Raw genomic sequence first — 12,926 nt, 5'->3', positions numbered from 1 at the left:
CGCGAGATCCTTCGCGACGAGCACGAACGGATGGCCCGGGTCGGGCACGCCCGGAGCCGGGAGCCCGCGCAGCCGTGCGATCACCCGCTGCGCGACGTCGTCGAGGTCGGCCGCGCGCTCGCCGAGGTATCCGCCCAGCGCCGTGAGCTGCTCGCGGAACGAGGCGAACGCGTCGTAGACGGCGAACTCTCCCGTCTTGCCCTTCGCGATGCGGTCGTCGACCTCTTGCTCGAGCGTCGGATCCTCGGCCATCATGGCCTGCGCCTCGAGCACGTCCCGCGCCTTGCCGCCGGCTTTCTCGCCCCGCTCCTCCAGCTCGCGCGCGACGGCCGAGACCGCTTCGCGCACGCGGGCCGTCTCCTCCTCGACGCTGCGCGTGCTCTGCTCGTCGGGCGGCGGGGGCAGGGGCTCGGCCATGCGGGCAACGGGGCCCTGCGCGACGCCGAGGCCGATGCCGACTCCTCTCAGCTCAGGCATCCTCACTCCGCGTCGTGGTCGGTCGTGAGCAGTTCGCTCAGCTTGTCGAGCGCCGCTTCGGCGTCGTCGCCGTCGGCCGTGAGCGTGACGTAGTCGCCCTGCTCGACGCCCAGCGCGATGACCCCGAGGATGCTCGCGGCGTTCACGGGCGAGCCCGAGTCCTTCGCGATCGTGATCGGGATGCCGGCGTCCTTCGCCGCCTGGGCGAAGATCTTGGCGGGTCGTGCGTGCAGACCGTGCGACGATCCGATGCGGACCGTCCTGGAGACCTGGGGCATGTCTTGACCTTTCTCGATGTCGATCGGACTCACGTGTCGACGTCTGCGGAACCCTGCCTCTCGACGGGGGTCGTCGTGTGCGGGGGAGCCCCCGCGGCCGGAGAAGTCCCCCCGGAATCTCCGACCGCGTCGCGGACCAGTGCGAGGGTCCGCGTGCCGTCCAGGTCCGAGAAGACGTCGGGCGGCAGCAGAACGACGGCGGTGCCGCGCAGGGCGGCGTCGCGCTTGATGCGCGCGACCGAGTCGGAGAGGTGCGGGCCGACCAGTACGACGTCGGCGGCGTCGAGGTCGATGGGCAGCGACTGCTCGGTGCCGGCGAACGCGGTGTACGGAAGACCCTGGTCGTGCGCGGCGTGCCGCACGCGCTGAGCGACGAACGTGCTCGATGCGCCAGCTCCGCAGACCACCAGGATCCTCATCGACCCGCCTCCTCGTCTTCGCCATTCTTGTGAAAACGCTGAGAGGCGACAACCACCCCTTCTTCCGCGGGGGAGGAAATCCGCGACAGGCGCTCCCGTCGGGCGCAACGGGGCGGCCCCGCCCGTCGCGGCTCGTGGTTGACTGATTCGAAGGGCGGCGCGACGCTGCGCCGGTTTCGGAGGGGACGGCGTGACGCGAGCGAGACAGGACCGGCTGCTGGGCCTTCTCGTGCGCGACGGAGACTGGGTCACGGCCGCCGCGCTGGCCGACTCCCTTGGGGTCACCCCGCGAAGCGTGCGCTCGTACGTCACCGCGATCAACGCGCGGGTGGCGCCCTCCGTCGCGGTCGAGTCCGGGCCGCGCGGCTATCGGGCGACGACGGATGCCGCAGCCGCGCTGCGCGCGGGTCCCGCCGACGAGGGCACCCCGCGTGACCGCCTCCACACGCTCGTGCGCCGCCTGCTCGACGACCCCGACGGCATCGACGTGTTCGAGACCGCCGACTCGCTGTTCGTGAGCCCCGCGACCCTCGACGCCGACCTCGCTCGCGTACGCGGACTGCTCGGCGGGACGGAGCTCACCCTCGAGCGCTCGCAGTCGCGCGCGCGGCTGGTCGGCACCGAGGTCGCGCAGAGGCGGCTGCTGAGTCGTCTCGCGCACGACGAGATGGACGCCGGCTCGTTCGACCTCGCCGCGCTGCGCCGCTCGCTGGGCGAGGACTCGGTCGGGGCGCGCGCGTTCGGCCCGTTCAAGACCGAGCTGGTCGAGAGGCTCGGCGGGCTCGGGTGGTTCGTCAACGAGATCGGCATCGCCGATGTCGTGATGCACATCGCCATCGCGGCAGACCGCGTCGCCCACGGGCGCCCGCTCGAGAACGCGGGCGCCGCCGACAGCGCGCCGCAGGGCGAGGTCGCCGACATCATCGGCGCCCTCGCCGAGAAGCACCTCGGCGTGCGGCTGGGCCGGGGCGACCTCCAGCACCTCTCGACGCTCGTGCTCACGCGGGTCGTGGCGCCCGGGGCATCCGGCTCGGCACCTGGAGAGCGCGCCCGCGCGCGGGTCGATGCCGAGATCGAGGCGGCCGTGCGCGAGGTCGTGGAGCGGGCGGCCGCGGAGTTCCTCGTCGACATCGTCCACCCCGACTTCGTGCTGCGGCTCGCGCTGCACGTGCAGAATCTCGCGCAGCGCGCCCGCGAGCGCGCGTGGTCGCGCAACCCGCTCACCAGGTCGCTCAAGTCGACGTACCCGATGATCTTCGAGGTCGCGGTGTTCATCGCGGTCGGCCTGCAGGAGCGCCTGGGCATCCCGCTGCCCGACGATGAGATCGCGTACATCGCGATGCACATCGGCGGGCAGCTCGAGCGCAACCGCCGCGCCGAAGAGCTGCTGACGGCCACGATCGTGTGCCCCGGGTACTACGAGCTGCACGAGCTGCTGCGCTCGAGCGTCGACCGTTCGCTCGGCCGCGCGGTGGAGGTCGTGGGGGTAGAGACGCGCGTCGACCCCGACTGGGACCGCATCGACTCGGACATCGTCCTCACGACGATCGATCCGCCCCCGGGCCACGGGGAGCGGTTCGTGCGGATCAAGCCGTTCCTCACGGAGGCCGACATCGAGCGCGTGCAGACGGTGGCGAGCCGCATCCGCCGTTCCCGACGCCTGCGGCGCCTCCGCGCGGAGCTCGAGCGGTACTTCGAGCCTTCGGCGTTCCTTCGGCTGCCCGACGACCTCGACCCGGATGCCGCCGAGCGCGGCCCGCGCGAAGAGGATGTGATCCGCGCGCTCGGCGCACGCCTCGTCACCCTCGGGGTCATCGACGACGAGTACATCGAGCGCTCGATCGAGCGCGAGCGGCTGTCGTCCACAGCCTTCACTGACGCGCTCGCGGTGCCGCACGCGCTCGCGATGACGGCGGCGCGCACGTCGATCGCGATCGGGATCGCCGAGCCGTCGATGCCGTGGGGCGAGGGGCGTGTGCAGGTCGTGGCGCTCGTCGCCTTCTCGGAAGCCGACCGCGAGGCGTTCCAGACCGTTTTCGAGCAGTTCGTCGAGGTGTTCAGCGAACGCGACAGCGTGCAGCGGATCGTCCGGCGTGCGACCGACTTCGGCGGCTTCCTCGACGAGCTCGTCGCCGTGATCGACGGCTGAGCCGCCGCATCCGGACTCGTGTTGTTCGGGGCGCGTTCCCGGCTTCGGGGCGCAGGATATCCGCCCCGAAGTCGGATATCCGCCCCGAACGGCGGAATCACGAAGGGGCTACCCGCGACGGAGCCGCTCCTGGAGACCGCGCCGGACCGTCGGCCACTCGTGCGGGAGGATCGAGAAGACGACCGTGTCGCGCAGCGTTCCGTCCGGGCCGAAGCGGTGGTTGCGCAGCACGCCGTCCTGCTTCGCGCCGAGCCGCGCGATCGCCTCGCGGGACTGACGGTTGTGCCAATGCGTGCGGAACTCGACCGCGATCGCGTCGCACTCGTCGAACGCGTGGCCGAGCAGGAGCAGCTTCGCGGCCGTGTTGACGGCGGTGCGCTGCGCCGAGAGCGCGATCCACGTGGAGCCGATCTCGACGTGACGGTTGGGCTGGTCGATGTGGCAGTACGTGGTCATGCCCACGACCCGGCCCGTCTCGAGCCGCCGGATCGCCCACGGGTTCATGTGCCCCTCGGCGTGCCACGCGAGCCGCTGATCGATCTCGGCGTGGACCTCGCTCGGCGCGGGGACCGAGGTGTACCAGGCGCGGTCGAGGCCTTCCGCGGCGACGGCGAGATCGGCCGCATGGTCGTGCGAGAGGGGCTCCAGGCGCACGAAGTCGTTCTCGAGCGCGATCGGGGTGTTCAACAGCACGAATCGAGCCTAGAGCCGACGGATGCCGCACCCAGCCGCATCACGGATCGGAACGCATCGCCGCCTCGGCGGCCGCGGCCCCCTTCGCCGGGTCGCCGGACGCGGCCGCCACGCGCGCGGCGGCGAGCGCCCGCCGGCCCGCGGGCAGGCCCACCGCCGCGCCGACGGCGACGAACGTCAGGAGGCCCGCCGCGACCAGCAGCGCCTCGATCGAGACGACATCGGCGAGCGGCCCGAACACGAGCATGCCGATCGGCATCGCGACGGCCATGACGATGCCGACGAACCCGAACACTCGTCCCTGCCGCTCGGGCTCGACGGTCTCCTGCAGGAGCGTCATCGACGGCGTCGAGAAGAACGGCACGGCGAGGCCCACGAGGAACATGAAGCCGAAGAACACCCACACGGTCGGCGACAGCCCGAGCCCCACCGACAGCACGCCGAACACGAGCGACGAGACCACGATGAGCCCGATGCGGCTGCGCTTCGCGAAGAACGACGCGACGAGGACGCCGCCGAGCATCATGCCGACGCTGAACGCGACCTCGAGGATCGCGAGGTTCACGACATCCTGCGTCTCGCCCGCGGGGAACGAGCGCACGATCATGAGCGGCGTGAGGTTCGAGGGCGCGACCATCAGCAGGAAGATGATCGCGAACAGCACGAGCAGCCACCGCACGAACGCGTGGTGGACGATGTAGCGCACGCCGTCGACGAGGTCGGCGAAGTAGCCCACGTGCGCGTCGGCCGCCCGGCGGATCGTCGGCACCGGGATGAAGGCGAGGATGCCGATGCCGATGACCGCCGTCACGACGTCGATGAAGAAGATCGGCACGAGTGACGCGGCAGCGCCACCCGTCGCGGCGGACGCCCACGCGTAGATGCCGCCCGCCGCGGCCGGAGCGAGGAGGGCGAGCGCCGACTGGATCGACCCGTTGATGCCGTTGACGCGGATGAGGTTGCGCGTCGGCACGATCTGCGGGACGAGCGCCGACACGGCGGGCAGCTGAATGCCCTGACCCACCGATCGGATCGCGAGCGTCAGGAAGATCAGCCACACGGCGTCGTAGCCCGTCATCATGATGAGCGCGAGGGCGAGGGTGGACGCGGCGATCGCGGCATCCGCCCCCATGATGATGAGCTTGCGGTTGTGCCGGTCGGCCCACACTCCCGCGAAGATCGACACGACCGCCTGCGGGAGAAACCCGAACACGGCCGCGAGCATCATGACGAGCCCCGACTGGTACGTGATCGTGAGGTACCAGAACACCGCGTACTGCACCAGCATCGACCCGAACAGGCTGACCGTCTGGCCGCTCAGGAACATGACGGTGCGCCGCAGCCAGTGCGGGGGGTCCGGCTGCTCGGGCTGCTCGGAGTGCTCCGAGCCGACGGTGGGCGTCGCGCCGGTCTCGGCGGCCAGGACGTCGGGTGCGCCCGCGAGCGCCGGCGCCGTCAGCGGGGACTCCGGCGCGGCGGGCGGGCGGTCGGGCGGAGGGGGAGCGGATGCAGCATCCGTGTCGTCATCTCGTTGCGTGACCATCGATCCGCTCTCTCCAGGACTATCCGAGGCCACTCACGATATATCGCGTCTCGCCCTTCGCGCAACAACCGGCGCGCCACCTCAGGAGAGCTCGTCGAGCAGGCTCTTGACCCCCGCCGCGAGCGCCGCGATCCGGGCCTTCGCGTCGTCGGCGGAGTCACCGCGCGCATCGAGGTACAGCTTGAGCTTCGGCTCCGTGCCGCTCGGCCGCACGACGAGCCGCGAGCCGTCGGCGAGCGTGTACCGCAGCACGTCCGCGGGCGGCACGCCGTCCGACCCTTCGAGCAGGTCGTCCACGCTGTCAACTTCGACATCGCCGATGGACGACGGATGCTGCGTCCGCAGCGCCCCCATGATGCGACCGATCACCGACAGGTCGTCCACGCGCACCGACACCTGGTCGCTCGCGAAGAAGCCGAACGTCTCGTCGAACTCGTCGAGGAGGTCGGAGAGGGTCTTCCCCCGCTCGCGCGCTTCCGCCACCATGCCGAGGAGCGCGACCGCGGCCGAGATGCCGTCCTTGTCGCGCACGGTCTCAGGGTTCACGAGGTATCCGAGCGCCTCTTCGTAGCCGAACACGAGACCGGGCGCGCGCGAGATCCATTTGAACCCCGTCAGCGTCGCGTGGAAATCCAGCCCGTAATGGCGCGCGACCACCTCGAGCCCCGGCGACGACACGAGCGAGCATGCGAGTGAGGCACCGTCGATGTGGCCGGACTCGGCCGCGAGGCGCGCCGCGCGCCAGCCGAGCAGCAGTCCGACCTGGTTGCCCGTGAGGCGCCGCCAGCCGCCTTCGGCGGACTCGTCGGGGACGGCGACGGCGAGCCGGTCGGCGTCGGGGTCGTTCGCGATGATGAGCTCGGCGTCCGCTTCGCGGGCCGTCTTGTACGCGAGGTCCATCGCACCCGGCTCCTCCGGATTGGGGAACGCGACGGTAGGGAACGTGCCGTCCGGCTCGAGCTGCTCCGGGACGGTCGTCGGCTGCGGGTAGCCTGCTGCGTCGACGATGCGCGAGAAGGTCTCCCACCCCACGCCGTGCATCGCGGTGTAGACCCACGTGAGTCCGTCCGCCCCCGCGGGCGCGGGCGCGACCGCGGCGGTCGCCTCGACGTACGCGTCGACGAGCGACTCGGGCGCCGTCTCGAATGCGACCGAGCGCGGGAGGGATGTGATGTCGCCCTCGGCTGCGACGCGCTCGATGTGCGCGGAGATCTCGGCGTCGGCGGGCGGGACGATCTGCGCGCCGTCGTCCTCGCCTCCGAGGTACACCTTGTAGCCGTTGTCGTCGGGCGGGTTGTGGCTCGCCGTGACCATGACGCCCGCCGCGGCTCCGAGCTCGCGCACGGCGAACGCGAGCACCGGCGTCGGGAGCTTGCGCGGCAGTATCACGGCGCGCAGCCCCGCACCCGTGAACAGCTCGGCCGAATCGCGTGCGAACACGTCGGAGTTCCGCCGCCCGTCGTAGCCGATGACGACGAGCGGGGGGTCTGCGGCATCCGGATCCGCCTTCTCGAGCACATAGGCGGCAAGGCCCGCCGCCGCCTGCGCGACCAGCACGCGATTCATGCGGTTGCTGCCGGCGCCGAGCGCCCCGCGCAGCCCCGCCGTGCCGAATTGCAGGCGAGTTCCGAAGCGGTCCTCGAGGTCGGCGATCGCGTCGGAGTCGCCCGACTCCGCGCGCTCGATGATCTCCCGGAGCTCGGCGCGGGTCTCGCCGTCCGGATCCTGCGCGAGCCACGCCCGCGCCTTCTCGAGCACCGACTCGTTCACAGCGCCCCGACGATTCCGGCCAGGAGCTTGGAGATGACCGGCTCCGCCTGGCGGCCCGCCTCGATCACCTCCTGGTGGCTCAGGGGAGTGGTCTGGATGCCGGCGGCCATGTTCGTGATGAGCGACATGCCGAGCACCTCCATGCCCGCCTCTCGCGCCGCGATGGCCTCCAGCGCGGTCGACATCCCGACGATGTGACCGCCCATGGTCTTCGCCATGCGCACCTCGGCGGGGGTCTCGTACTGCGGGCCGCGGAACTGGCAGTACACGCCCTCGTCGAGGGTCGGGTCGATCGTGCGCGCGAGGTCGCGCAGACGGATCGAGTACAGATCGGTGAGGTCGACGAAGGTCGCGCCCTCGAGCGGGCTCGCGGCGGTCAGGTTGATGTGGTCGCTGATGAGCACGGGCTGGCCGGGACGCCACGTGCTCTTCACACCACCGGCGCCGTTGGTGAGCACCATGATGCGTGCGCCCGTCGCGGCGGCCGTGCGCACGCTGTGCACGACGCGCCGCACCCCGTGGCCCTCGTAGAAATGCGTGCGCGATCCGATCACCAGCACGCGCTTGCCGCGCGGTGTGACGATGCTGCGGAGCGTGCCGGCGTGACCGACGACCGCGGACTTCACGAAGCCGGTCACCTCGGTGGCAGGGATCTCGACGGTCGTCTCGCCGATGAGGTCCGCCGCCTTGCCCCATCCGCTGCCGAGGGTGACGGCGATGTCGTGGCGCTCGACCCGGGTGAGTCGCGCGATGTCTCCTGCGGCCTGCTCGGCCACGGCGAACGGATCGGCGGCGGGATCGTCGAGCGGATTGTCGATGGTGTTCGGCATGCCCTTACGGTAGCGCCGCGGACCGCCCCGGGCCACGGATGCCGCCCCCGCGGTCGTGGCGACGCGTCGCGACTGAAAGAATGGTCGTCATGTCTGTGAGCTTCGAGCGCACCCAGAGCGTCGCGATCATCGGCGGCGGCCCCGGCGGCTACGAAGCGGCTCTCGCCGCAGCCCAGCTCGGAGCGGAGGTCACCGTCGTCGAACGGGCCGGTGTCGGAGGCTCGGCGGTCATCACCGACGTCGTGCCCTCGAAGTCGCTCATCGCCACCGCCGACGCCGCCGTCGCGATCGCGGGAGCGAGCGACCTCGGCGTGCAGCTGTTCGCCAAGGGCAAGGACGGAAAGCCGCTCAAGCCCGAGATCGCGATCAACCTGGGCGCGGTCAACCGGCGGCTCCTCTCGCTCGCGCGGCAGCAGTCCGACGACATGCGCGCGTCGCTCGTCGAGGCGGGCGTCCGCATCGTCTCGGGCCACGGACGCCTCGAGGGCCCGCACGCGGTCGTCGTGTCGACCGGCCCGGGCGGCACCGACTTCGACCGCATCGAGGCCGACACGCTCGTCGTGTCGACGGGCTCGTCGCCGCGCATCCTGCCCAGCGCGGTGCCCGACGGTGAGCGCATCCTCACGTGGACCCAGCTCTATGACATGACGGCGCTGCCCGAGCACCTCATCGTGGTCGGCTCGGGCGTCACGGGAGCCGAGTTCGCGGGCGCCTACATGAACCTCGGCGCGAAGGTCACGCTCGTGTCGAGCCGCGAGCACGTCCTCCCCGGCGAGGACCGCGACGCGGCGGCCGTGCTCGAGAAGGTCTTCAAGCGCGGAGGCATGACCGTGCTCGGCAAGTGCCGCGCGCAGAGCGTCGAGCGGCACGGCGACACCGTCGTCGTGACGCTGTCGGACGGTCGCACCGTCGAGGGCAGCCACTGCCTCATGGCCGTCGGCTCGATCCCCAACACGCAGGGGATCGGCCTCGAGGAGGCGGGCGTGCAGATGACCGAGTCGGGCCACATCCAGGTCAACCGCGTCGCGCGGACGTCGGTGCCGAACATCTACGCCGCCGGCGACTGCACGACGTTCATCCCGCTCGCGTCGGTCGCCTCGATGCAGGGCCGCACCGCGATCTTCCACGCTCTCGGTGACGCCGTGATCCCGCTCGAGCCGCGTCGCATCACGTCGAACATCTTCACCGCACCCGAGATCGCGACCGTCGGCTGGCAGGAGAAGGACGTCGACGAGGGCCTCATCAACGGCGTGGTCCACAAGCTCCCGCTCGCCGCGAACGCGCGCGCGAAGATGATGGGCATCAAAGACGGGTTCGTGAAGATCATCGCCCACTCCGGCAGCGGCACGGTGGTCGGCGGTGTCATCGTCGGCCCGCGCGCGTCGGAGCTCATCTACCCGATCGCGATCGCCGTCGAGCGTCGCCTCACCGTCGACCAGGTGTCGCGCGTGTTCGCGGTGTATCCGTCGCTGTCGGGCAGCATCACGGATGCCACGCGCGCGATGCACATCGTCGACCAGACGGGCGCGGTCACCGGCTGACGCGGGGTGCGGATGCCGCGGCATCCGTCTCGTCGAGGTTCGGACCTGTGCGGCCGTCTCGCCGATCGTTCGCCGCGGCCGTCGAGATCGCGCGAATGACGCCCGCCCGGTGCGCACGATCGTCATTTGCGCAATCTCGGCGCGTGTGGGCGAGGAGCCGGGACTACGGCAGCGTGAGGTTCGGCTCAGGGTCGATGCGCACCATGTAGGCCCCCGCCTCGCCGTGCGGGTCGACCAGGACCGCGATCCCGGGGCGTGCGGTCGTCAGGTCGAGGGCGACCCCTCCCGGGCACTCGAGCTCGTAGGTCTCGGAGGGCTCGGCGGGCTCGGACCCCTCGTCGTCCAGTCCGGAGAGCGTGATGGTCACCTGCTGGGGGCCGCCGCAGTCGACGATGACCAGGTGTTCGCCGGCGGGGAGGGTGGCGTCGCGCGTGTCGGACGCGGCGACCGTCCCCGGGTCGCCGAACGAACCCCAGAATCGCGTTGTCGCGGCCGCTTCGTCTCGCGCGGCGAACTCGGCGAAGTGGGTCACCCAGTCGTCCGCGGGTCGCTCGTAGGGCGCGTCGGACGCAGGCGGTGTTGCGGCGAACACGGGCGTCGGCAGGCTCTCGGGGGTGGCGGCGGAGCATCCGACGAGGACCATGGCGGATGCCACGACGAACGGCAGGCGACGGGGGGTCATGCACGCAACCTATCGGTTCCCCCGCGCACCGGACCGCCCGCGGCGCGCCGAGATTGCGCGGACGACCGCCCCCGCGCCGTCGCGATCGGTGTTCGCGCAATCTCGAGGGGTCCCGACCCGGGGACCGGGGTCGGATCCGGCGAAGCGGATGCCGGGCGAGGCGCGGCGCGTCAGGTGATCGTGAGCAGCTGGTGACCGGCCGACACCGTCGCGCCGGGATCGGCGTTGATCGAGCCGATCACGCCGTCCTTGTGCGCCTGGATCGGCTGCTCCATCTTCATGGCCTCGAGCACGACGACCAGGTCGCCCTTCACGACCTGCTGGCCCTCCTCGACGGCGACCTTCACGATCGTCGCCTGCATCGGCGCCTTGACGGCGTCGCCGGATGCTCCCGCGACCACGGTCGGCGCGTGCGAGCGGCGCGAGGGCGGAACCGCTGCGGGGCGGCCGGCCGCGGTCGGCGTCGTCACGATGCGGTCGGGAAGGCTCACCTCGAGCCGCTTGCCGGCGACCTCGACCACGACCGTGTGGCGGTGCTCGGTGGGCTTGGGTGCCTCGAGCTCGCCGTCCCACGGCGGGATGTCGTTCTCGAACTCGGTCTCGATCCAGCGCGTGTACACGCCGAATCGACCGTCCTCGGCGGTGAATGCGGGGTCGCGCACGACGCGGCGGTGGAAGGGGAGCACGGTCGGGAGTCCCGCGACCTCGAACTCGTCGAGTGCGCGGCGGGCGCGTTCGAGCGCCTCGGCGCGGTCGCGGCCGGTCACGATGATCTTCGCGAGCAGCGAGTCGAATGCGCCGCTCACCGAGTCGCCCGCCGTCACGCCGGAGTCGAGGCGGATGCCGGGGCCGCCGAACGTCTTGAACACGTGGATCGGTCCGGGCTGCGGGAGGAAGTTGCGCCCGGGGTCCTCGCCGTTGATGCGGAACTCGATCGAGTGGCCCTCGGTCGCAGGATCGTCGTAGCCGAGCTCCTCGCCTTCGGCGAGGCGGAACTGCTCGCGCACGAGGTCGATGCCGGTGACCTCCTCCGACACGGGGTGCTCGACCTGGAGACGCGTGTTCACCTCGAGGAACGAGATCGTGCCGTCGGCGCCGATGAGGAACTCGCACGTTCCCGCGCCGACGTAGCCGACCTCGCGCAGGATCGCCTTCGACGACTCGTAGAGGATGCGGTTCTGCTCATCGGTCAGGAACGGCGCGGGCGCCTCCTCGACGAGCTTCTGGTGGCGGCGCTGCAGCGAGCAGTCGCGTGTCGAGACGACGACGACGTTGCCCGCCGCATCCGCCAGGCACTGCGTCTCGACGTGGCGGGGCTTGTCGAGGTACTTCTCGACGAAGCACTCGCCGCGCCCGAACGCCGTGATGGCCTCGCGCGTCGCGGACTCGAACAGCTCGGGGACCTCGTCGAGCGTGCGGGCGACCTTCAGACCGCGCCCGCCGCCGCCGTACGCGGCCTTGATCGCGATCGGCAGCCCGTGCTGCTCGGCGAAGGCCACGACCTCGCTCGCGTCGGCGACCGGTCCGGGCGTGCCGGGGGCGAGGGGGGCGCCGACCTTCTCGGCGACGTGACGCGCGGTGACCTTGTCGCCGAGGGCCTCGATCGCCTCGGGCGACGGCCCGATCCACGTGAGGCCCGCCGCCATGACGGCGCGCGCGAACTCGGCGTTCTCGGCGAGGAAGCCGTAGCCGGGGTGGATGGCGTCGGCGCCGGAGCGGCGCGCGACCGACAGGATCTTCTCGATCGACAGGTACGTGTCGGCGCTCGTGGAGCCTTCGAGGGAGTACGCCTCGTCGGCGAGGCGGGCGTGGAGCGCGTCGCGGTCCTGGTCGGCGTAGACGGCGACGGATGACTTGCCTGCGTCGCGTGCGGCGCGGATGACGCGTACGGCGATCTCGCCGCGGTTGGCAATGAGAACCTTGGCGATTCGAGGCATGGATGCCAGCCTACCGAGCGGCCACCCGCGCGATTTGGGTGCATCGCACAAGAACGCACGAAGAACGTGGGCGTCCAACTACAAGGCGTTTCGCCCCTCCGTCACCCTTCGTGCGAGCCCCCCGACGGTGAGCTGCGCACCCAGAGATCCGTCCATGCGACTCCGAGCTCGCGCACGAGCCGCCGCAGCGTCGACAGCGACATGCCGACCACCGTCGACGGATCGCCCTCGACGCGATCGATGAACGGTCCGCCGAGACTGTCGATGGTGAAGGCGCCGGCGACGTGGAGGGGTTCCTCCGATGCGATGTAGGCGTCGATCTCGGCATCCGTCAGATCACCGGCGAAGAAGACGGATGCCTCGGCCACCCCGTGCGCCTCGCGAGGCGACTCGCCCGGCCGCACGCGCACGACGGCGTGCCCCGAATGCAGAACCCCCGAGCGCCCCCGTATCGCATGCCAGCGCTGGCGCGCGGCCTCGGGCGTATACGGCTTGCCGAGCACGGCGCCGTCGAAGAGGAACATCGAGTCGCCGCCGATGACGATGCCGTCGAAATGCGGATCGTCGTCGGCGAGGCGCGCCGCCACGTCCGCCGCCTTGCGCCGCG

General features: G+C 71.3%; 12 protein-coding genes. 2 read left to right on the top strand and 10 right to left on the bottom strand.

Annotation, left to right across the window (positions count from 1 at the left end):
• The 3 genes from VFF97_RS07610 to VFF97_RS07600 all read right to left on the bottom strand — a co-directional run.
• Nucleotides 1–477: phosphoenolpyruvate-utilizing N-terminal domain-containing protein (locus VFF97_RS07610; RefSeq protein ID WP_325032891.1), on the bottom strand; the 477-nt coding region annotated here is incomplete at its 3' end.
• Nucleotides 478–479: 2 nt separating this feature from the next.
• Nucleotides 480–755 (bottom strand): HPr family phosphocarrier protein, encoded by a 276-nt coding sequence (locus VFF97_RS07605; RefSeq protein WP_325032890.1) that lies wholly within the window; start codon nucleotides 753–755, stop codon nucleotides 480–482.
• Between the two features lie 29 nt (nucleotides 756–784).
• Complete coding sequence (locus VFF97_RS07600) at nucleotides 785–1,174, bottom strand: PTS sugar transporter (protein WP_325032889.1); 390 nt, start codon at nucleotides 1,172–1,174, stop codon at nucleotides 785–787.
• Between the two features lie 190 nt (nucleotides 1,175–1,364).
• On the opposite strand from VFF97_RS07600, the gene VFF97_RS07595 reads away from it, so the two are divergent.
• The gene (locus VFF97_RS07595; RefSeq protein WP_325032888.1) at nucleotides 1,365–3,323 is read left to right on the top strand and encodes a BglG family transcription antiterminator; all 1,959 of its coding nucleotides are present in this window, start codon (nucleotides 1,365–1,367) and stop codon (nucleotides 3,321–3,323) included.
• Between the two features lie 108 nt (nucleotides 3,324–3,431).
• Here VFF97_RS07595 and VFF97_RS07590 read toward each other — a convergent pair whose 3' ends face one another.
• From VFF97_RS07590 to VFF97_RS07575, 4 genes are all read right to left on the bottom strand, one after another.
• The gene (locus tag VFF97_RS07590) at nucleotides 3,432–4,016 is read right to left on the bottom strand and encodes a GNAT family protein (RefSeq protein ID WP_325032887.1); all 585 of its coding nucleotides are present in this window, start codon (nucleotides 4,014–4,016) and stop codon (nucleotides 3,432–3,434) included.
• Nucleotides 4,017–4,056: 40 nt separating this feature from the next.
• Nucleotides 4,057–5,559 carry an MFS transporter gene (locus VFF97_RS07585; RefSeq protein WP_325032886.1) on the bottom strand — a complete coding sequence of 501 codons (1,503 nt, stop codon included), beginning with the start codon at nucleotides 5,557–5,559 and terminating at the stop codon, nucleotides 4,057–4,059.
• An 81-nt stretch (nucleotides 5,560–5,640) separates the two neighbouring features.
• Entirely contained in the window at nucleotides 5,641–7,329 is a 1,689-nt protein-coding gene (locus VFF97_RS07580) for a phospho-sugar mutase (protein WP_325032885.1), read from the bottom strand.
• Nucleotides 7,326–8,159, bottom strand: a complete 834-nt coding sequence (locus VFF97_RS07575) for a purine-nucleoside phosphorylase (protein WP_325032884.1) — start codon at nucleotides 8,157–8,159, stop codon at nucleotides 7,326–7,328. Before VFF97_RS07575 ends, VFF97_RS07580 begins: the two co-directional genes overlap by 4 nt.
• Nucleotides 8,160–8,248: 89 nt before the next feature.
• On the opposite strand from VFF97_RS07575, the gene VFF97_RS07570 reads away from it, so the two are divergent.
• Complete coding sequence (locus VFF97_RS07570) at nucleotides 8,249–9,700, top strand: NAD(P)H-quinone dehydrogenase (RefSeq protein ID WP_325032883.1); 1,452 nt, start codon at nucleotides 8,249–8,251, stop codon at nucleotides 9,698–9,700.
• Between the two features lie 163 nt (nucleotides 9,701–9,863).
• Here VFF97_RS07570 and VFF97_RS07565 read toward each other — a convergent pair whose 3' ends face one another.
• From VFF97_RS07565 to VFF97_RS07555, 3 genes are all read right to left on the bottom strand, one after another.
• Nucleotides 9,864–10,382, bottom strand: coding sequence for a hypothetical protein (locus VFF97_RS07565; protein ID WP_325032882.1), 519 nt, complete (start codon nucleotides 10,380–10,382; stop codon nucleotides 9,864–9,866).
• Between the two features lie 170 nt (nucleotides 10,383–10,552).
• On the bottom strand, nucleotides 10,553–12,319 hold the full coding sequence (locus VFF97_RS07560) for an acetyl/propionyl/methylcrotonyl-CoA carboxylase subunit alpha (RefSeq protein ID WP_325032881.1): 1,767 nt from the start codon (nucleotides 12,317–12,319) through the stop codon (nucleotides 10,553–10,555).
• 101 nt (nucleotides 12,320–12,420) lie between these two features.
• Nucleotides 12,421–12,926, bottom strand: a 506-nt coding sequence (locus VFF97_RS07555; protein ID WP_325032880.1) for a Maf family protein, incomplete at its 5' end; no start/stop codon positions are given.

The organism is Microbacterium sp. (genome assembly GCF_035687345.1).
Lineage (GTDB): Bacteria > Actinomycetota > Actinomycetes > Actinomycetales > Microbacteriaceae > Microbacterium.
Note: the sequence above shows the minus strand (reverse complement) of the source record. Positions and strands in the feature narration are given on the sequence as shown.